This window comes from Micromonospora avicenniae (assembly GCF_900156065.1).
GTDB classification, from domain to species: domain Bacteria; phylum Actinomycetota; class Actinomycetes; order Mycobacteriales; family Micromonosporaceae; genus Micromonospora; species Micromonospora avicenniae.
The window spans coordinates 12,568-32,110 of record NZ_FTNF01000019.1 but is presented as its reverse complement, the minus strand read 5'-3'; the positions used below and the strand labels follow the sequence as shown (position 1 = coordinate 32,110).

General features: G+C 74.3%; 18 protein-coding genes and 1 pseudogene. 14 read left to right on the top strand and 5 right to left on the bottom strand.

The annotated features are described in order from the left end of the window. Nucleotides 1-192: 192 nt before the first annotated feature. The 6 genes and pseudogenes from BXA10_RS23825 to BXA10_RS23800 all read left to right on the top strand — a co-directional run bounded on the left by BXA10_RS23825 (nucleotide 193) and on the right by BXA10_RS23800 (nucleotide 7,039). The gene (locus tag BXA10_RS23825; protein ID WP_076473055.1) at nucleotides 193-1,203 is read left to right on the top strand and encodes a Gfo/Idh/MocA family protein; all 1,011 of its coding nucleotides are present in this window, start codon (nucleotides 193-195) and stop codon (nucleotides 1,201-1,203) included. Then, nucleotides 1,196-2,284, top strand: a complete 1,089-nt coding sequence (locus BXA10_RS23820; RefSeq protein WP_076473054.1) for a zinc-binding dehydrogenase — start codon at nucleotides 1,196-1,198, stop codon at nucleotides 2,282-2,284. Before BXA10_RS23825 ends, BXA10_RS23820 begins: the two co-directional genes overlap by 8 nt. Nucleotides 2,285-2,364: 80 nt before the next feature. Then, nucleotides 2,365-4,656, top strand: coding sequence for an accessory Sec system translocase SecA2 (gene secA2, locus BXA10_RS23815; RefSeq protein ID WP_076473101.1), 2,292 nt, complete (start codon nucleotides 2,365-2,367; stop codon nucleotides 4,654-4,656). 179 nt (nucleotides 4,657-4,835) lie between these two features. Further along, the gene (locus tag BXA10_RS23810) at nucleotides 4,836-5,576 is read left to right on the top strand and encodes a GAF and ANTAR domain-containing protein (RefSeq protein WP_076473053.1); all 741 of its coding nucleotides are present in this window, start codon (nucleotides 4,836-4,838) and stop codon (nucleotides 5,574-5,576) included. 96 nt (nucleotides 5,577-5,672) lie between these two features. Then, a complete protein-coding gene (locus BXA10_RS23805) occupies nucleotides 5,673-6,173 on the top strand; it encodes a DUF2231 domain-containing protein (protein WP_076473052.1) in 501 nt (166 codons plus the stop codon). Nucleotides 6,174-6,284: 111 nt separating this feature from the next. After that, nucleotides 6,285-7,039: pseudogene (locus BXA10_RS23800) on the top strand (class I SAM-dependent methyltransferase). Nucleotides 7,040-7,062: 23 nt separating this feature from the next. Here the strand turns inward: BXA10_RS23800 and BXA10_RS23795 are convergent. Further along, nucleotides 7,063-8,019 carry a DUF3500 domain-containing protein gene (locus tag BXA10_RS23795; RefSeq protein WP_076473051.1) on the bottom strand — a complete coding sequence of 319 codons (957 nt, stop codon included), beginning with the start codon at nucleotides 8,017-8,019 and terminating at the stop codon, nucleotides 7,063-7,065. Nucleotides 8,020-8,214: 195 nt separating this feature from the next. Between BXA10_RS23795 and BXA10_RS23790 the strand changes: the two genes are divergently transcribed. The 6 genes from BXA10_RS23790 to BXA10_RS23760 all read left to right on the top strand — a co-directional run bounded on the left by BXA10_RS23790 (nucleotide 8,215) and on the right by BXA10_RS23760 (nucleotide 12,672). Next, nucleotides 8,215-8,592, top strand: a complete 378-nt coding sequence (locus BXA10_RS23790; RefSeq protein WP_076473050.1) for a cupin domain-containing protein — start codon at nucleotides 8,215-8,217, stop codon at nucleotides 8,590-8,592. A gap of 486 nt (nucleotides 8,593-9,078) precedes the next feature. Continuing rightward, nucleotides 9,079-9,687: a winged helix-turn-helix domain-containing protein gene (locus BXA10_RS23785; protein WP_076473049.1), complete on the top strand. Its 609-nt coding sequence runs from the start codon at nucleotides 9,079-9,081 to the stop codon at nucleotides 9,685-9,687. 30 nt (nucleotides 9,688-9,717) lie between these two features. Beyond that, nucleotides 9,718-10,392, top strand: coding sequence for a nucleoside/nucleotide kinase family protein (locus tag BXA10_RS23780; protein WP_076473100.1), 675 nt, complete (start codon nucleotides 9,718-9,720; stop codon nucleotides 10,390-10,392). 179 nt (nucleotides 10,393-10,571) lie between these two features. Further along, complete coding sequence (locus tag BXA10_RS23775) at nucleotides 10,572-10,970, top strand: TraR/DksA family transcriptional regulator (protein WP_076473048.1); 399 nt, start codon at nucleotides 10,572-10,574, stop codon at nucleotides 10,968-10,970. A 49-nt stretch (nucleotides 10,971-11,019) separates the two neighbouring features. Beyond that, nucleotides 11,020-11,892, top strand: coding sequence for a DUF72 domain-containing protein (locus tag BXA10_RS23770; RefSeq protein WP_076473047.1), 873 nt, complete (start codon nucleotides 11,020-11,022; stop codon nucleotides 11,890-11,892). A gap of 351 nt (nucleotides 11,893-12,243) precedes the next feature. Next, nucleotides 12,244-12,672, top strand: a complete 429-nt coding sequence (locus BXA10_RS23760) for a DUF2267 domain-containing protein (protein ID WP_076473045.1) — start codon at nucleotides 12,244-12,246, stop codon at nucleotides 12,670-12,672. Between the two features lie 57 nt (nucleotides 12,673-12,729). On the opposite strand, the gene BXA10_RS32265 is transcribed toward BXA10_RS23760, so the two are convergent. Next, on the bottom strand, nucleotides 12,730-13,305 hold the full coding sequence (locus BXA10_RS32265; RefSeq protein WP_245828416.1) for a DUF72 domain-containing protein: 576 nt from the start codon (nucleotides 13,303-13,305) through the stop codon (nucleotides 12,730-12,732). Between the two features lie 214 nt (nucleotides 13,306-13,519). Between BXA10_RS32265 and BXA10_RS23750 the strand changes: the two genes are divergently transcribed. Beyond that, a complete protein-coding gene (locus BXA10_RS23750; protein WP_076473044.1) occupies nucleotides 13,520-13,762 on the top strand; it encodes a hypothetical protein in 243 nt (80 codons plus the stop codon). A gap of 9 nt (nucleotides 13,763-13,771) precedes the next feature. After that, a complete protein-coding gene (locus BXA10_RS23745) occupies nucleotides 13,772-15,046 on the top strand; it encodes a cupin domain-containing protein (protein ID WP_076473043.1) in 1,275 nt (424 codons plus the stop codon). A gap of 64 nt (nucleotides 15,047-15,110) precedes the next feature. On the opposite strand, the gene BXA10_RS23740 is transcribed toward BXA10_RS23745, so the two are convergent. From BXA10_RS23740 to BXA10_RS23730, 3 genes are read right to left on the bottom strand one after another with little or no spacing between them, the layout of a single operon-like run. Further along, on the bottom strand, nucleotides 15,111-15,776 hold the full coding sequence (locus BXA10_RS23740) for a hypothetical protein (RefSeq protein ID WP_076473042.1): 666 nt from the start codon (nucleotides 15,774-15,776) through the stop codon (nucleotides 15,111-15,113). Then, complete coding sequence (locus tag BXA10_RS23735; protein ID WP_076473099.1) at nucleotides 15,773-18,445, bottom strand: FtsK/SpoIIIE domain-containing protein; 2,673 nt, start codon at nucleotides 18,443-18,445, stop codon at nucleotides 15,773-15,775. The genes BXA10_RS23740 and BXA10_RS23735 overlap by 4 nt, the downstream gene beginning before the upstream one ends. Next, a complete protein-coding gene (locus BXA10_RS23730) occupies nucleotides 18,438-19,541 on the bottom strand; it encodes a serine/threonine-protein kinase (protein WP_076473041.1) in 1,104 nt (367 codons plus the stop codon). The genes BXA10_RS23735 and BXA10_RS23730 overlap by 8 nt, the downstream gene beginning before the upstream one ends. Nucleotides 19,542-19,543 lie beyond the last annotated feature (2 nt).

Here is a 19,543-nt window from a genome sequence, read left to right as displayed (position 1 = left end):
GGGCACACCCCCAGATCGTGGCCGAGAACGAACGTCTTCTTCCCACCGTCACCCTCGCGCTAACCAATCATGCCTAACGGCTTGAACGCGGCGTTCCCGCCGTGGATCGCACCCGATGGACGTTTGGTCGCCCGCCCGGATGGGGAGTGCTTGCCGCACGAGCTGCAGGGCCGGGCGGAGGGGGCGAGGTCGATGGACAGGTGCCGGGTGGGGTTGGTCGGGGCCGGTGGCGTGGCGCAGCGCCACGCCCGGGTGCTGGCCGGGTTCGCGGACACGGAACTTGTCGGGGTCACCGACGTGCGGCCAGCCGCGGCCGCCGCGCTCGCCGGCCTGCACGGTGTCCGGACGTTCCCGGACGTCGACACTCTCCTCGCGGCCCGGCCCGACGCGGTCTACGTCTGCGTACCGCCCTTCGCGCACGGCCCGGTCGAGGAGGCCGTCGTGACCGCCGGGGTCCCGATGTTCGTGGAGAAGCCCGTCGCGGTGGACCTGGTCACCGCCGAGCGGATCGCGGACCTGGTCGCCCGGCGCGGGCTGCTCACCGCGGTCGGCCACCACTGGCGGTACCTGTCGGTGGTGCAGCAGGCGCGGGACCTGCTCGCCGGTCGCACCGTCCGGATGGTCTCGGGCGCCTGGTGGGACAAGGTGCCGCCGGTCGAGTGGTGGTGCCGGCGGGACCGCTCCGGTGGCCCGGTGGTCGAGCAGGCCGCCCACGTGCTGGACCTGATCCGGGTGCTCGTCGGGGAGGCCACCGAGGTGACCGCCTACGGCGACGGCGCCCCACCGCCGGTCGACGGGGCGGACGTCGACTCGGTGACCGCCGCCACGCTGCGCTTCGCCGGTGGCGCCGTGGGCACCCTCAGCACCGCCTGCGTGCTCGGATGGAAGCACCGCGCGGGCCTGGAGATCCTCGCCGACGGCCTGGCGCTGACCCTGACCGAGGAGGGTTTGCTGGTCTGCGACGCCGACGGGGAGCGGCGGCTGCCCGCAGACCCGGAGAGCGCCCGGGTGGCGGTGGATCGCGCCTTCGTCGACGCGGTCCGCGGTCTCGGCCACGACGTGCGCGTCCCGTACGCGGAGGCGCTGGCCACCCACCGGCTCGCCCTGGCGCTGGCCGACTCGGCCCGCGCCGGCGGGCCGGTACGACTCGACGGGCCGGCCGCGGCGCCGGTGGAGAGCACCGGGGTGACCGTCGATGCGTGACCGGGTGGTCGTGGTGGAGGCGCCCGGGCGGGTGGGCCTGGTCGAGCAGGACCCCGCGCCGCTGCGTCCGGGCACGTTCCGGGCGCGCACCCTGTTCAGTGGCGTCTCCGCGGGCACGGAGCTCAGCTACGTCAAGGGCACCAACCCCTACCTCCACGTCACCTGGGACGCCGACCTCGGCCTGTTCCGGCCCGGCACGCCCAGCACCCCGTACCCGGTGACCCGGCTGGGCTACATGCAGGTGGCCCAGGTGGTGGAGAGCGCCACCCCCGCCGTCGCCGAGGGCGCCGTGGGCGCGATGACGTACGGCCACCGCACCGGCTGGGTCGCCGACCCCGTCGCCGAGCGCTTCGTGCCGCTGCCCGACGACCTGGATCCGCTGCTCGGCGTCTACGTCGCCCACATGGGCCCGATCTGCGCCAACGGGCTGCTGCACGCGGCGGCCGACCTGCACGGCACCGACGTGCGGTCGCTCGGTGACGGGGTGCGCGGGCGCCGGGTCGCGGTGGTCGGCGGCGGCGTGGTGGCGCTGCTCACCGCGCTGTTCGCCCGGCGGCACGGCGCGGCCTCGGTGGTGGTGCTCGACCCGACGCCGCAGCGCCGGCAGGTCGCCGAGGCGCTCGGCCTGGAGACCCTCGACCCGGACGCGGACGATCCGGCCGTGGTGCTCAAGACCCGCTGGGCGCACACCGCCGGCGACCGGGGCGCCGACGTCGTGTTCCAGTGCCGGGGTCAGGCCTGGGCACTGCGCCTGGCGCTGCGCCTGCTGCGCCCGCAGGGCACGGTGATCGACCTGGCCTTCTACCAGGCCGGAGCGGACGCCGTCCGGCTGGGCGAGGAATTCCACCACAACGGGCTGTCCGTCCGGTGCGCCCAGATCGGACGGGTTCCCCGTGGCCTGGTCCCGGTCTGGGACCGGGAGCGGCTCTCGGCCGAGACGATCGACCTGGTGCGCGCGTACGGCGACCTGATCCGTAAGCACCTCGTCACGGCGGTGGTGCCGTTCGAGGACGCCCCCGTCCTGTTGACCGATCTCGCCGAACGTCGCAGGCAGGAGCTGCAGGTCGTCCTCGCGGTGTGACCGGCTGGTCACCGCCCGGATCCGACATGCCGCCCGGGCGGGACGCGGAAGCCGCCCCGGTTCGCGTACCGTTGCCGCTCATGGGTGTGTCGCAACGGTTCAAGAGCAGGTTCCGGCGGTTCCTCCAGCGCCCGGGGACGACGGTTGACCTTGCCCCGCTGGAGAAGCTGCTGCCGGCGATCGAGGCGCGGGAGGAAGGCCTCCGCGCGCTGGACGACGCCGAACTCACCGAGGCCGCCGGCCAGGCCACGGGCTACGAGGAGATCTGCGCGATCGGCCGGGAGGCCGCCCACCGCGGGCTCGACCAACGGCCGTACGACGTCCAGCTGCTCGGCGCGATGGCGCTGCTCTCCGGCAAGGTCGCCGAGATGGCCACCGGCGAGGGCAAGACGCTCACCGCCGCCGTCGCGGCGTACGGGCACGTGCGGATGGGCAACGGGCCGGTGCACGTGCTCACCGTCAACGACTACCTGGCCCGTCGTGACGCCCAGTGGATGGAGCCGGTCTACACCCTGCTCGGCCTGACCGTGGGCTGGGTCAACGAGGCCTCCACGCCGCAGGAGCGCCGCGAGGCGTACGCCTGTGACGTCACGTACGTCGCGGTCAGCGAGGCGGGCTTCGACTACCTGCGCGACCAGCTCGTCACCGACATCGACGACCGGGTCCAGCCGCCGCTGTCCACCGCGATAGTCGACGAGGCCGACTCGATCCTGATCGACGAGGCGCGGGTGCCGATGGTGCTCGCCGGCGCGGTGCCCGGCGAGCAGGACCCGGTGCACGCCGCCGCCGCGCTGGTGCGCGGGCTGCGCAAGGGCAGGCACTACACCGTCGCCGAGGACGGCCGCAGCGTGGCGTTCACGTCCGCTGGGCTGGCCGCCGTGGAGGCGAAGCTCGGCATCGACCTGTACGACGAGGAGCACGTCGAGCAGCTCTCCGCCGTGAACGTGGCACTGCACGCGCACGCGCTGCTGCACCGTGACGTGGACTACATCGTCCGGGACGGTTCGGTCGAGCTGATCGACGAGATGCGCGGCCGGGTGGCCCAGCGCCGCCGCTGGCCGGACGGGCTCCAGGCCGCGGTGGAGGCCAAGGAGGGGCTGGACGCCACCGCCGAGGGTGAGGTCCTGGGCACCATCGCCGTGCAGGCGTACATCGCCCTCTACCCGAAGGTCTGCGGCATGACCGCGACCGCGGTGCTCGTGGGCGACCAGCTGCGCGAGTTCTTCGGCCTGGAGGTGGCGGTGATCCCACCGAACACCCCCTGCATCCGCGAGGACGAGCCGGACCGCATCTACGCCACTCGGGCGGAGAAGGAGGAGGCGCTGATCGACGAGATCAAACGCTGCCACTCCGCCGGGCGGCCGGTGCTGGTCGGCACCCTCGACGTCAAGGAGTCCGAGCAGCTCGCCGCCGGTCTGCACGCCGCCGGTGTGCCGTGTGTGGTGCTCAACGCCAAGAACGACGACGAGGAGGCGGCGATCATCGCCGAAGCCGGTGCCTACGGCGCGGTGACCGTCTCCACCCAGATGGCCGGCCGCGGCGTGGACATCCGCCTCGGCGGGAGCGACCAGGCGGACCAGGAGCGGGTGGCCGAGCTGAACGGTCTGTACGTGATCGGCAGTGGCCGGCACGACAGCCGCCGGGTCGACGACCAGCTGCGCGGCCGGGCCGGCCGGCAGGGCGACCCGGGCGGTTCGGTGTTCTTCGTGAGCCTCGAGGACGACCTGGTCGTCCGGCACGCCGCCGACGCGGTGCCGCCGTCGCCGCGGATGAACGCCGACGGTCTGGTCACCGACGAGCAGGTCGACTACGCGGTCGAGCACGCCCAGCGGGTCGCCGAAGGCGTCAACCACGAGATCCACCGCAACACGTGGCGCTACAGCGTCGTGATCGAGCAGCAGCGCAAGGCCCTGGCCGAGCGGCGCGAGCGGCTGCTCACCACCGACGTGGCCGCGCTCATGCTGCTCGACAAGGTGCCCGAGAAGGCCGGCGAGATGGACGAGGACCTGCTCGCGCGGGTTGCCCGCTCGATCGCGCTCTACCACCTCGACCGGCTCTGGGCCGAGCATCTCGCCGAGCTCTCCGAGGTGCGCGAGGGCGTGCACCTGCGTGCGCTGGGCCGGCTGGACCCGCTGGACGAGTTCCACCGGGCCGCCGTGCCGGCGTTCAACGAGCTGGTCCCGGAGATCGAGGCGCGTACGATCGCCACCTTCACCGAGACCGATTTCGATGAGGACTGGGAGCCGGACGAGGCGAAGCTCATGCGGCCCAGCGCCACCTGGACGTACCTCGTGCACGACAACCCGTTCGGGTCGGAACTCGACCGGCTGATCGCCTCCGTCGGGCGTCGGCTCACCGGCGCCTCGCGCTGACGCCGCAGCGTCCGGCCGGCGCCGGCATCGCCGGCCGGACCTGCGTTTCAGCCCGTTTCGACCCAGGTAACGCCGGGTAGTAGGGCGGGTCCGAAGACTCGGGAGTGAGCAGACATGACACAGGTGATGGCACCGGCCGGGCGTGCCGTGACAGGCCGTGGGGCGGGGGCTGCACGCCCGTGAACCTCGACACCGACCAGCCGGCGGTGCCCACCGTCGGCGTGCTGGAGACTGCCGCGCTGCTGCGGGAGTTGACCGCAGGCCTGATAGCCGTGACCGATTTCGATGAGGCGCTGGGCGCGCTCGTCCGGATCACCCGGGACGCCGTGGCCGGGGTGAGTTTCTGCGGGTTCACCGCGCTGCGTGCCGGCCAGCCGGCCGCTGCGGCGGCCTCCGATCCGCGGCTCGCCGGTCTGGACGACCTACGGTACGGCCCCGACTCGCCGTCGATGGACGCGATCCGACGCCGGGAGATGGTGCTGTCGGAGAACCTCGGCCGCGAGCGGCGCTGGCCGGACTGGACGCCCCGCGCGGTCGACCTGGGCGTGCACGGCGTGATCTCCGCGCCGCTCGACGTCGACGACCAGGTGCTCGGCGCGATCAACCTGTACGCCGGGGCCACCGACGTGCTCACCACCCAGCACCAGCTCACCGCGATGCTGCTCGCGGAACACGCCGGCCTGCTGCTGGCCGCCGTCCGGGACCGGGCCCGGCAGATCGAGGTCGCCGACGAGCGGGACGCCTCCCTGCTGGACCGCGGAGTGGTCGGGCAGGCGATCGGAGTGATCATGACCCAGCGTGGCTGTCCGGCCGAGGAGGCGCTGGAGGTGCTGCGCAGCGCCGCCGCCTCGCTGGACATACCGCTGCGGGAGGTGGCGGAACGGCTGGTCCGTACGGTCTCCCGCGCCCGGGAGAACTGAGCCGCGGCGCACCCTTCTCCGGTCTCGCGTCGTTTCACCCCGCGTGCGCCCGGGTAGCACCCTGGGCTCACCAATCGTCCGACCGGGGAGGCGACGATGCAGAGCCGGCTGCGGGTCCAGGGGCACCCGATCCAACCGATGCTGGTGACGTTCCCGTACGGGCTCTTCGTGAGCGCCGTCATCTTCGACCTGGCCGACGTGCTCGGCGGGCCGGCGTTCCTCGGCGAGGTCGGCTACTGGAGCGCGGTGGCTGCCCTGGTCGCCGCCGCCCTCGCCGCGGTGGCCGGCATGGTCGACCTGTGGGACGTGCCCGGTGACCGCACCCGGCACACCGCGATCACCTTCAACCTGGTGAACCTGGCGATGGCCGGGCTGTTCCTGCTCGCCTGCCTGATCCGGGCCGACTCGCCGCAGAACGGCGCGTCGCCCGTGCTGCTCGGGACCGAGCTGGTGGCGCTCGCCATCGGCGCGGTGGGGGTACGGCTGGGCGCCCGGCTGGTGCGCCGGTTCGACGAGGGCCGGGCCGAGGCGACGACCTTCGACGCCCTGGGCGGGGTGTCCGGGTCGAGCACGGAGATCATCCGTCCCCGCCCCTGACGCATCGCCCTCGCGTACGGCTCGGCGGCGCGAACCGTCCCGAGCGGCACCCTTCTCGCCCCGGACCGAAAAGCCGTTGCGGGCCGGACCAGGCCACGGCACCGTGCGCGGGTGGATACCGACCGGGATTTCGACCGACTGGTGGTGGAGGGCGCCGCCGCGCCCGTCGAGGGCTGGGCGTTCGACTGGCTCGCCGGCCGCGCCTCCGAGGAGCGTCCGCCGTGGCGGTACGCCCGGCTGGTCGCGGCCCGGATGGCGACCGCCGAAGCGGCGCTGGACGTCGACACCGGCGGCGGGGAGGTGCTCGCGGAGGTACCGCAGCCGCCGCGGGTGCTCGTGGCCACCGAGGGTTGGCCCCCCAACGTCGAGATCGCCCGGCGGACCCTACGCCCGCTCGGCGCCACCGTCGTCGCGGTGACTCCGGACGCTCCGCTGCCCTTCCGGAACGCCAGCTTCGACCTCGTCGTCAGCCGGCACCCGGTACGCACCGACTGGGCGGAGACCGCCCGGGTGCTCCGGCCTGGCGGCACGTTCCTGTCCCAGCAGATCGGGCCGGGCACCGTACGGGAACTGAGGCGATCCTCGGGCCGCTGCCCGAACCCGTCGAACGCCGGCCGGACCGGGCGGTGTCCGCCGCGCGGGACGCTGGGCTGACCGTGGTGGACCTTCGGGAGGCGACGCTGCGCACCGTGTTCCACGACATCGCCGCGGTGGTGTGGTTTCTGCGCAAGGTCGTCTGGACGGTCCCCGGCTTCACCGTCGACCGGTACCGTCGCGAGCTGCACGCGCTGCACCGCCGCATCCGGGACGATGGCCCGTTCGTCGCGCACGCCCGCCGCTTCCTCATCGAGGCACACCGGGCCTGATTCGCCTGCCGACGGGCGTGCGGTCAGCCTCGGGGATGGGCGTCGGCGTGGTGGGCGGCGAGCACGTCGTGGCCGAAGTCGCTGGCCGGGCGGCGCAGGACGGTGTGCGTGTGGTTGCCGTCGTCGGAGGTGCTGTCGTATTCGATCAGCAGGTCGTCGCCCTGGATGCGGTAGTAGTGCCGCCAGCCGGGACAGGTCGGGCCGGCCCAGGCGAAGTGCAGCTCGCGGCGGTCGAGCCGGCGTGCCTCGCGGATCGCCAGCTCCGGCGGGAGCCGATCCAGGTAGACGGCGAGCAGCTGATCCAGCAGTGCCCGGCCGGTCGGGCCGAGCCGGTCCGCCGGCACGCCCAGCGGCGCCAACGGGCCGTCCACCCGGGGACGGGTGGCGCTGATGATGTCGTCGGGCGCGTCGTCGGCGATGATCGCTGCCGCACGCGCGGCCGGGCCCACCGCGTCCAGCAGCGCCCGGGCCAGGTCCTCCTCGACGCCGAGCGGGCGGGAGACCGGGTGCCCGGCGTGGCGGACGGCTGCGGGGTTCGCCCCGAAGAAGATCGGGGCGGGGGAGACCTGGTCGTCCACCACGGTCATGCTGACCGACAGGTGGTGACCCTCCAACCGCCAGGCCCAGCGGTCGTCGCGCGCCGGGTCGCCGAAGACGGCCACCCAGTAGTCACCGCTGTGCCGGCCCCGGCGCCACCCCTCCGCCCGGTCCAGCACCTCCTCCAGCGCGACGATCGCCATCGCCTGCGCGTACGCGGCGGGGCTGAGGGCGGTGGCCAGCAGCCGGTGCGCGGCCTTGCGCCCGGACCGGTCCAGGTCGTCCAGGCACACGCCCGGCCGTGGCCGGGGGCGGTACTCCAGCCAGCGCCGGGCGTCGGTGTCGTCGAAGCGGTACGAGGCGTCGGCCCTCGCCGGCTCGTCGAGCGCGGCCAGCAGCGCGCTGGCCGCTGTACGCATCTGTTCGGGGAGCGGGTCTTCCACCGCCCATGTATACCCGGCCGGACCGCGGCTCGCGCGCGGATGCCTCGCCTGACCGCCGCGCCGCGTCGCGGGCGCCGGACGAGGTCGCGCCGGGCGTCGCCCCGGCCGCGCCGTGCGTGCGGGCCCACTCACCGGCCCCAAGGGTCGGCGCCGTCGCTCTTGGTACGGTCTGCGGCGCGTGGGGGGAACAGGGTGATGGACGAGACGGTCTACGTGGGTAACGCCGGGGTCGACGGGGCCACCAACGCCGGTTGGCTGCTCGGGCACTTCATGCCGCCGGACGAGGTCCGGCACAGCACCGACGTCGAGGTCAAGTGGGGAGTGCACCCGCGGGGCGAGACGCGCGCCCGTTGGGCGACCGGAGAGCGGCGTACGGCCCTGCTGGTGTTGATCAGCGGCCGGTTCCGGGTCGAGCTGCGTGACCGCACGGTGGTGCTCGGTTCGCCCGGCGACTACGTGGTGTGGGGCCCCGGCGTCGATCACTCGTGGTACGCCGAGCATGAGTCGGTGGTGCTCACCGTCCGCTGGCCGTCGGTGCCGGGTTACCGGGTGGAGTCGCCCGTCCAGCGGTGACCGGGCCCGGCAGATCCTCTGCCAGGAGCGCTCCACCTCCTCGCTCGCGGCCACCGCGCGCTGCGGGACCTGGGCTGCGGCGCGCCACCGACGTCGTCGGCGGGTTCGTCGCCTGGCGTCTCGCCGGTCTGCCCGCCCTCGGTCCGACCCCGCTGCCCCGGTCGCCGCTTCGGCCCCCGATCACCGCCGCTGTCCCACCAGCGTGACGGTCGGTCCCTTTGGGAACGTGCCCAGGCCGGATGCCCTCCGCCCGGCCTGGCACGAAAGTCGAATGTGAACCCGGCAGGTACCCCCCGTATCGGGTCATCCGGACGGCTCTGCAATCATCAAGCCTCGTACGCAGAGCGAGCATTCGGCTCCGATGTGTTCGTCAAATGTCACATTCATGCAACGTAGCGGCCTCTTGACCCTCGCACGGCTGCCGGGAAACATCGATAAGGCGGCGTCCCGGGCCGTGGGGAGATCCCCGACCAGCCAAGGAGGACCATGTCGGTCAGCCCCGCCTCGTCGCGCGCCGGATGGCATACGGCCCAACCCGCGGTTCCCGGTCGACCCCCCGGCGGGCAGCGCCGCCCGGCGAACACCCCCGCGCCGATGCTCACCGTCACCCTCTCCATTCCACTGGCGTGCGAGGAATCGCTGACCCCGCCGGCCCGGCGGCTCCTCGAGGCCGCCCGCGAGCTCATCGAGCGGGGTGAGGCCACCGTGTCCGGCGTCCCGGCCCCCGCCGTCGATCGACGGGTCGACGTGCCGGCCAACCGCGCCGCCTCCCGCGCGCTCGCCGCAGCCGTCCCCAGCCTGCACATCCTCGCCTCGTCCCGCTCGGTGCTGCGCGACGGCGAGCCGCTGCCGCTGACCCGCCTCGAGTTCGACCTGCTCCTGCACCTCGTCGCCCACCCCCGCCGGGTCTTCACCCGGCTGCAACTGCTCAACGCCGTCTGGGGCTACGAGCACGCCGGCGTACGAACCGTCGACGTGCACGTCCGGCGGCTGCGCGGCAAGGTTGGCGTGGACGTGCCGCTGGTCACCACGGTCTACGGAGTCGGCTACCGGCTCGCCGACGACGCCCGGGTCACCCTCGACCGCAGCGGCTGACCGCGCCGGCCACCGGGCAGGATGGTCGGCGTGCGCATCCGCCCCATCTCGCCCGAGCGACTCGTCACCGAGCTGACCGACCGGCTGGCCGAGCAGGCCGCCCGTCTCGAAGAGCCCGACCGGCCCGCCGCCGTACCTCCCGGCCGGTTGCGGGTCGGCATCGACGGGCCGGACGCCGCGCGACCGGACGAACTGGCCGCCGCACTGGTCGACCCGCTGCGCGCCCGGGGCCGCCCGGTGCTGCACGTACGCGCCGAGAACTTCCTGCGTCCCGCCTCCGTCCGGCTCGAACACGGCCGTACCAATCCGGACTCCTACTACCTGGGCTGGGTGGACGAGGCCGGCCTGCGCCGGGAGGTGCTCGACCCGGCCGGGCCCGGAGGCACCGGTCACGTGCTGCCTTCGCTCTGGGACGCCGCGGCCGACCGGGCCAGCCGGGCGGCGTACGTCGAACTGCCGCCCGGCGGCGTGCTGCTGGTCAGCGGTCCGCTGCTGCTCGGCGGCGGCCTGCCCTTCGACGTCACCGTCCACCTGGTGCTCTCCCCGGCGGCGCTGCGCCGGCGCACCGACGCCGAGCAGCTGTGGACGCTGCCGGCGTTCGACAGGTACGCCACCGAGGTCGACCCGGCCTCCTTCGCCGACGTCGTGGTACGCGTCGACGACCCCCGCCACCCCGCCCTCGTCGAGAGCTCTCAGCCCGCCTGAAGCGGCGCCCCGAACGACCGCGGGTGTCCGGTAAATCACCGGTTTGATCGCCTGATCCGGCGGGTATTCGCCCGGCTCACAGAGCACGGGTGATCGCCCGTGCGTCGGACGCGACCGTGACCGGGGCATCCGTGCGCCGGGCCCCCGGTTGACCAGAAGCCAGGAAAGGCAGGGCAGCCATGCTCGTCCACGACACGGTAGGAACGGGTCGGACCGAGGCGGAGGTCGGCCAGATCCGGCAGTCCCTCCAAGCGCGCTACGACGAGCTGACCGCGGAGTACGAGCAGGCGGTGCTGCAGAGCCAGGTGCTGCGGCTGGTCGAGGTGGGCGACACCGCCGGCGACGACCAGGCCGACAGCGGCACCAAGACCGCCGAGCGGGACACCGCGCAATCGCTGCTGCGCACCATCCTCGACCGCCGTGCCCAGTACGAACACGCGCTCGCCCGGCTGGAGGAGGGCACCTACGGCTTCTGCGAGGGTTGCACGTCGCCGATCCCCGTGGAACGGCTGGAGATCTTCCCGTCGGCCACCACCTGCGTCTCCTGCAAGCAGACCCGCGAGCGGCGGGCGGCCTGACGAGGTCCTCACGGTTGCCGGTCGGTCCGAAGCGCGGTGAACTCCACCCATGGGTGACATCAAGGTGGGCACCGCCTCCTGGACCGACCGGACCCTGTTGGACTCCGGCTGGTATCCGCAGACCGCGGACACACCGGAGAAGCGGCTGGCGTACTACGCCCGGCAGTTTCCACTGGTCGAGGTGGACGCCACCTACTACTCCCCGCCGGCCGAGCGCACCGCCCGGCTCTGGGCCGAGCGCACCCCGGCCGGCTTCACCTTCAACGTCAAGGCGTTCAGCCTGCTGACCGGGCATCCGACCAAGGTCAGTGCCCTGTACAAGGACCTGCGACCGCAGACCGAGAAGCGCAACGTCTATCCCGACGACCTGACCCCGCAGGCGTACGAGGAGGTGTGGACGCGTTTCCTCTCGGCGCTCGACCCGCTCGTCGACGCGGGGAAGCTCGGTGCGCTGCTGTTCCAGTTCCCGCCCTGGTTCACCATCAAGCGGGACAACAAGCAGTACCTGCTGGAGGTCGCGAAGCGCTGCGCGCCGCTGCGGCCGGTGTACGAGTTCCGGCACGCCTCCTGGTTCGACGGGGACAACCGGGACGAGACGTTGGAGTTCCTCCGCACGCACCGACTGCCGTACGTCTGCGTGGACATGCCCCAGGGACACCGTTCGTCGGTACCACCGGTGCTGGCGGCCACCGCGGACCTGGCGGTGATGCGGTTCCACGGGCACAGCGACAAGTGGACGAGCACCGACATCCACGAGAAGTTCGGCTACCGCTACTCCGAGCGCGAGTTGCGTGACTGGGCGCCGAAGCTGCGGGAGCTTTCTGACTCCGCCCAGCAGACACACGTGCTCATGAACAACTGCTACCGCGACTACGCGCAGACCAATGCGACCAGCCTCGCCGGCCTGCTGGGCGTGGCCTGACGCCGGTCGGGCACTGCCCGCCACTGCCGATCGCGCGGTGCCGCCGCAATCGCGAGCAGCGGCTCACCCGTGCGGGGTGAAGACGACTCACCCGCCCGGACGACACCGTGGAGATCGCGTGCGGTCGGTGGACCGACCCACGCATCACGAGGAGGTGACCGGGAATGACGGCTCGGGTGGTGGCGGATCCTCGACGCGGGGCCGTGCTGCGTGTGGTCGGCGCGTCCGGCGACGCACGAGGAGCCCGGCAGGCAGGCCGACGGAGCCCGATGCGGCACCGGCGTGGCCCGGCGGGGCCGCCGCGCCGCGACGACGACCGACGCTGGGTCAACGAGGAACGGGGGTGGGAAGATGGCTGAGCAGTTCATATCGGCGATCGAGTCCTCGCTGGACAAGACGAACCTGATCCTGAAGGACATCGAGAACGCCTACGGCTGGCCCAAGGAGCAGCGCAACCAGTCGTACGCCGCGTTGCGGACCGTGCTGCATCTGCTGCGGGACCGGATGCCGGTGCAGGAGAGCGTCGAGTTCGCGCAGCAGCTGCCGATAGTGGTGCGCGGCATCTACTTCGACGGGTGGAAGCCGTCCGACGTGCCGGTGAAGCTCAACCGTGAGGACTTCCTCTACGAGGTCCGGCAGGGCTTCCCGTACGACGTGGAGGGCGGCACCGAGCGGGTCGTGCAGGTGGTGCTCGACACCCTGCGCCGGCACGTCACCCAGGGCGAGTGGGACGACGTCAAGGACACCATGCCCCGGGATCTGGCCAGGATGATGCCGTGAGGTGACGCCGGCCCGCCCCGATCCGGGGGCGGGCGGCTCACCCCGCCGGGGCGCGGCTCACCTGAAGCCCGTCCCTTCGGCACAGTCGAGCGCCGGCACGTCCGCCGCGAGGGTGGGCGGCAGTTGCAGCAGCACTGGCCCGAGCCGGTCGCCGAGCGCAGTGGCCCGGTCGAGAAACCTCGCCACCGGCTCGGCCGGCTCGCGCAGCCGCTTGATGTGGGTGAGGTAGCGGCTCATCTTCACCGCCACGCAGAAGTCGTCGGGCGTACGTGCCCGCCACGCCGCGAACGTGTCCCGTTCCGGCAGCCGGTAGAAGGCGTTGTTCACCTCCACCGTGGCGAACCGCCCGGCGAAGTGCTCCAGCCAGAGCCGTTGCGGCAGGCCGGCCGGGTAGAACCGGCCCCGCCAGTCGCGGTATTGCCAGCCCGACGTGCCGAGCAGGATCATCGGTGGCCTACCAGCAGACGACCCGCTTGCCCGGCCCGTCCGACGGGCCACCGCCGCCGCCGTGTCGAACTTCAGGTCAGCGGGGTGGGCCACCACGGCCACGGCGCGCCGCCGGTCCTCGGTCACCGGTTCGAGTGGAGTCACCGTCGGCTCGGTCATCGACACCTCCTGCACCGTCCGGCTCATCCTGCCACCGTCGGAGACCGCGTGCCGGGTGGGCGGCCGCGCGCCGCTGGGTACCGCCCGCTCGGGCGTGCCTCGTCGTGGCGCCGGGCTCACCGGGAACCGCCCGTGCCCGCCAATCCGGACGTCTACCGTGAGGTTAGGCAAGCGAGCGCAGGGGTAGCACTCGCTGCACGATGATCCCCTGCGTACGGCGGGGCGGCACGAGGGAGCACCGATGGCACTCAGCGACGACGACATGACCACCAGCGGCGCCGGTGGCGCCGAGGGCCCGGCCGATGGGGGCGCGACGCCGGGCAAGCAGGACGGCGGCGCGGACGGTGGCGCCGAGGGCCCGGCCGATGGGGGCGCGACGCCGGGCAAGCAGGACGGCGGCGCGGACGGTGGCGCCGAGGGCCCGGCCGACGGTGGCGCGACGCCGGGCAAGCAGGACGGCGGCGCCGACGGCAGCGCTCGCTGACGAATGGTGATGACGCGCATCGACCCGCCGGGCGGCCACGGCCGCCCGGCGGCGCCGTCCACGACCGGGTCGACGGCGCTGGCCCGGTGTGTGGCCGTCGAACCGGCGAAGTTCGCCGCCGCGCACTGGGGCCAGACCCCGCTGCTCTCCCGTGCCGACGAGCTGCCCGACCCGTCCGGCTTCACCGACCTGTTCAGCCCCGCCGACGCCGACGAGCTGCTCAGCCGGCGCGGCCTGCGTACGCCCTTCCTGCGCATCGCCCGCGACGGCGAACTCGTGCCGCCCGGACGCTGGACCGGTGGCGGTGGCGCCGGGGCCGAGATCGGCGACCAGGTGCTCGACGAGCGGGTGCTGGAGCAGTACGCGGCCGGCGCGACCCTGGTGTTGCAGGGTCTGCACCGTACCTGGCCACCGCTGATCGACTTCGCCCGCGACCTGGGTCTCGCACTCGGCCAGCCGTTGCAGGTCAACGCGTACCTCACCCCGGCCGGGAACCAGGGCTTCGCCACCCACTACGACACCCACGACGTCTTCGTGCTCCAGGTGGACGGCCGCAAACACTGGCGGATCCACCCGCCGGTGCTGCCCGACCCGCTCGAGAAACAGCCGTGGGGCGGCCGGGCCGACGAGGTCGCCGCCACCGCGCAGGGGCCGGCCGCACTCGACGTGGTGCTCGCCCCCGGTGACGCGCTCTACCTGCCTCGCGGCTGGCTGCACAGCGCGCAGGCGCAGGAGTACAGCTCGCTGCACCTGACCGTGGGCGTACGCGCCCTGACCCGCTACGCGCTGGTCGAGGAGTTGCTGGCGCTCGCCGTCGAGGACCGCCGGCTGCGTGCCGGCCTGCCGCTCGGCACGGACGTGGCCGACCCGGACGCCATCGAACCGGAACTCACCGAGACGGTCGAGGCGCTGCGGGACTGGCTGCTGCGCGTCGATCCGGCGGCGGTCGCCGCCGGGCTGCGCCGACGTGCCTGGCCGGCCGCCCGGCCGGCGCCGATCCGCCCGCTCGCCCAGGCCGCCGCGATCGAGACCCTGAACGCCGACAGCCGGCTCACCCTGCGCCCCGGGCTGCGCTGGCAGCTGGCCCCCGAGGGTGCGGACCGGGTGGTCTTGCGGCTGTTCGACCGGAGCGTCACGCTGCCGGCGCAGTGCGAAGCGGCGGTTCGCGCCCTGCTCACCGGCACGGTCGGCCGGGTCGGCGACCTGCCCGGCCTGGCGGAGGACGCCGACCGGCTCGTCCTGGCCCGCCGCCTGCTCCGCGAAGCGGTGGTCGTTCCCGCCTGAGCCGCGATCAGCCGCCGCGTACCGCCCGGCCGGGGCAGCCGCCCGCTCGACGCCGTCGCGCCGGTCAGCGGAAGAGGACCAGCAGTATCACGGTGGCCACCACTCCGGCGGCCAGCACCACGGTGATCGGGCGTGGCCCCAGCACGGCGTTCCGCCGGTCGGCCAGCACCCTCGCCGGCACCAGCCCGACCAGCGGGCCGAGCAACGTCACCACCAGCGCCAGCACCGGCATCCCGACCGCCAGGTCGCCGCCGTAGCCCACCCCGGCCGCGCGGGCGCCCGCGCCGAGGGCGTACGCGAGCACGGCGCCGGCCACCCCGCAGGCGGCGAGCAGCGGGTTGACCGAGCCGGGCAGCTCACCCGGTTGGCGGGTGCGGTCGAGCAGCTCGCGCACCCGGCCCAGCAGCAGCACCGGGTCGCCGTCCACGCCCGACGTGGGCGGTGGCGGGCCGGCCAGCCGCCGTCCGGCGGCGCCGAGTCGCTCGCGCAGCAGCTGCCACAGGTGCGCCGCCTCCGCGTCCACCCGCTCCTGGAGCTGCCGCGCCTCGGCCAGCTCCCGTTCGGCGTGTGCGACCTGCTCCTCGGCCTCGGCGACGGCTCGTCGGGCGGCGGCGCACTGCCGTTCGTGCCAGGTCTGCGCCTCCTCCCGCTGGGCGTGCACGCGGGCGCTGAGGTCGGCCAGCCTGCGCACCTGCGCCGCGTACGTCTCACTGGCGACTGGTTGGTTCATCGCGATGGTCCATAGGGGATGATCACTTGGCCGGTGCGGTGCACGGCCCGGTCGAAGAAGAGCCCACGCCACGGGCGGGGATACCAGTCCGGGCCGCCGGTGCCCGGATACAGCGAGGAGCCCAGCTCGCCGCCGTGCGTGTCGAGCGCCACCCAGGCGCCGATCTGGTCCGTGCGCGCCGCCGGGCCGCCGAGATCCGCGCGCATCCGCGCCACGCCCCGCCACCAGGCCAGCACGTGGGTACGCCGTTCCGGCCCGTCGTGCAGGATCCGGCGCAGCTGCTCCAGCCCGGTCCGCCGACCGACCCGGGCGGCCAGCGCGCCGGCCGCCGCGTCCACCGCGAACAGCAGCAGGTAGTGCGGGTCCCCGGCGGAGGTGTCCAACCCGTCCGCGGTCTCGGCCATCAACTCGGGGACCGTCTCCTCGTCGTACCAGGCGGCGTCGTCGGCGAGGTCCTCGTAGAGGGCACGGGCGATCGGATCGGCGTCCGGGTCGAGGCAGGCGATGGAGAACCGGGCGGTGCCCGGTGGGTGCTGCCGCGCCAGCGAGCGGGCCGCCGCGTCGAGCACCGCGCACGCCTCGTCGACCCGGGTGCCGAGCACCGCCAGGTTCCGTCCCGGCGCTCGGGGCAGCCGCAGCGCCGCCGAGCGGGCCTGCACGTCGATGATCTCGCCGAGCAGCGCGACCGGGCCACGGTTCGTACCGTCGCCGGGGGCCAGCGCGCGGAAGTCCGGCGCGTCGACCAGGCGGGGAATCGCGTCGCCGTCGAAGAGCCGGGCCGGCGCGGCGTCCTGCGGGCGCATCCGCCACAGCCGATGCTGCAGGCCGCTCCACGTCTCCCAGTCACTGGCCGACGGGATCCGGGCCACCTGGTTCCCCTCCGGCAGCCCCGACTCGGCGTTGATGACCGCATGCCAGCGGGGCAGCGACTGAGCCGCGTCGTTGCGCTCGGCGAGGATCCGCAGCGCCTTCGGCAGCGCGATCCGCAGGGTGAACTGGGCGACCAGGGCCGGCCGCCCCCACAGCGCCTCGATCCCGCGTACGTCCTGCGAGGCGAGCACCAGGTGGATGCCCTGCGAGCGGCCCCGGCGGGCCAGGTCCTCCAGCAGATCGGCGGCCTCCCGGGCGACGACGTCCCGCCCGGCGAGCAGCATCTGGAACTCGTCGACCACCGCCACGATCCGCGGCCAACGGCCGGTCGGGTCCACCGCGCGCAGCTCGGCGAGCTTGGTGACCTCGTGCTTCTTCGCCGCGTCGGCGCGCCGGCGCAGCTCCTCGGCGAGGAACCGCAGCAGTGCGAGCCCGAACTCCCGGTCGGTGTTGACGTTGATCCCCACCAGCCGCATGTGCGGCAGCCAGCTGGGGTCACGCCGGCCCTGCGCGAACCGGGCGAACGACACCCCCTCCTTGAAGTCGAGCAGGTAGAACTCCAGCTCGGCGGGGGAGTAGCGGGCGGCGAGCGCCCCGATCCAGGCGAAGATCAGATTGGTCTTGCCGGTGCCGGACGGGCCGCCGATCAGCGCGTGCGGCGGGTAGTCGCCCAACGTCAGCAGCACGGGCCGACCGCGCGGCCCCTCGCCGATCGGCGCGCTGAGTCCGGTGGCCGAGTCCTCCCGCCACATCCGCTCCGGCGGCGGCAGCAGGTCGGTGAACGGGGCCGGCGGCGGGCCGGCGTTCACCCGCGCCGCCACGTCCCGGCAGGTCTCGGTGACCAGCGCCGCCGGCGGCGACGGGTCGAGCGCGACGGGCAGGCCGGGTGGACCTCCGATACGCGCGCCGTCCGGCTCGGCCACCAGCCTGGTGACCGTCGGGTGGTCCGGCAACGCCACCCCCCGGACCACGAGGTGCACCCCGCACGCGGCGCCCGTGCGGACCACCCGGTCGAGCTGGCCGCGCTCGTGGCGGGACAACTCGTCGCCGCCGAGCAGAACCGCCACCCGCCACGGTTCAGGCCGGCGGCCGGTCGTGGCGGCCAACTCCCGCAGCGAGCTGTGCTCGCCGGCCAGCACCGTCTCGTTGATCCGGCGGATCTGCTCGACCAGGTCGTCGAGGAGCCGGCTGAGGCCACCCGGCCCGACGAAGGTGAGCAGTCCGGCCGTGCCGAGCGGGGCGAAACCGGCCAGCCCCCCACCCAGATGCTCCGGGTCGTACCCCATCAGCCGGACGGCACCGGCGTCGGCCCGGCCGAGGGCACGCAGCAGCAGCGCGGAGACCACCGCGTCGCAGCCGTCCCGGTCGGCGCCGGAGAGCTCGACGTGACCCGCGTCGAGCAGCGGCACGAGGGCCGGCACCGGCTCGGCGCCCGGGATGCCGAGGGTGCCGACCCGCAGCGGGCCGGGCGGCTCGGACCGTTCGGCGGGCGTGGCGTGCCAGCGGGACCACTCCTCGGCGGCGGCGCCCGGCGCCTCCCACCGGGCGGCTTCGGCGGCCCGGCCGGCCAGCTCGGCGATCCGAGCGGCGTGCCGCTCGTCGATCTCGGCGAGGCGACGGTCCCGTTCCGCGCCGACCCGCTCCGGCACCTCGGCGGCGGCCCGGCGAACGCGGGACAGCCGTTCCCGCCCGGCGGTCAGGTCCGTCTGGGCGGCGAAGAGCCGGGTGCGGGCCGCGCCGAGTGCGTCGGCGAGCGTGTCCCGGACCCGGCTGACCAGCTGCGCGCGCCGGTCAGCCATCGCTACCCCGGCGTCGCGGCGCGTCGGCCCACGGGCCCGTCCGGGTCGATCGGGTGCCCGCGCCCGCCGGCGCCCGATCCGCCGGCCCGCCCAGCGGCGCACGGTCGGGCCGGGCGCCGGCGGACCCGCCCGAGGCGGCTCGCCCGAATGCCTGCCCACCGCGACCGGGATCGGCGCGTCCGGTCCGCTCGCCGCCCGCCCGCCCGCTGTCGCGCCCGCCCGCCGGCGCCGCCTCGTCCGTGCCAGGTCGGCTCGGTGGGTCAGCGGGCAGATCCCGGCCGAGGCGGGCGAGGAGCACGCCGGTCAGCACCCCGCCGGCCACCGCGGAGTCAGCGGCGTGCGGCGCCTCCCCGGACCGGCGCGGCGGGGGCATGCGGCACACCCGGGCCAGCAGCGTCTCCAGCGCCGGGGCCGGAAGACCGGGCAGCAGGTCCCGTACGCGGCCGTCCAGCTCGCCGCGCAGCCGGTTCAGATCATCGGCGCGGGGCGGGTGCCCGAGCAGCTGGGAGGCCAGGTCACGCAGCAGCGGCGGGGTGAGCGCGGCCAGGCCCAGCCCGACGTCGGCGTGCGCCCGGCGCAGCTCGGTACGCAGCCGGTCCCGGTCACCGGCGCGTACCCCGCGTGCCACCCGGCGCAGCAGCTCGGCGGAGTCGGTGATCCGCTCGTCCGGCTCGTCGGCGCTCTCCGGGCCCCCGGTCAGCTCCGCCACCCGTACCGACCACCACCGTCGCAGCCGTACCTGCTCGGCTGGTTGCGACGGTACGACGACCGGGGCCGCGTCCCGGGGCGCGTCGTGCCGGGGCCGCTCGGAGCCGGGTTCACGCGCCGGCCCGGCACCGTCGGCGCCGAGCCCGATCGCGGCCAGGTACGCCGCGAGCTGTTCCTGGGCCAGCCGCAGCGCGTACCCGGCGGACTCGAGGTGCTCGGTGGCGGCGGAGAGCTCCGGCACCCCCATCGGGTTGGCCGATTCCTGGCGTACCCATCGAAGCCGTTCGCCGGCCAGGCCGAACTTCTCGAGCGCCTGGCCGACCAGACCGAGCGGCAGCTCCTCGGCAGCGGCGCGGACCTGCGCGCCGACATCCTCGACTATCGACACGG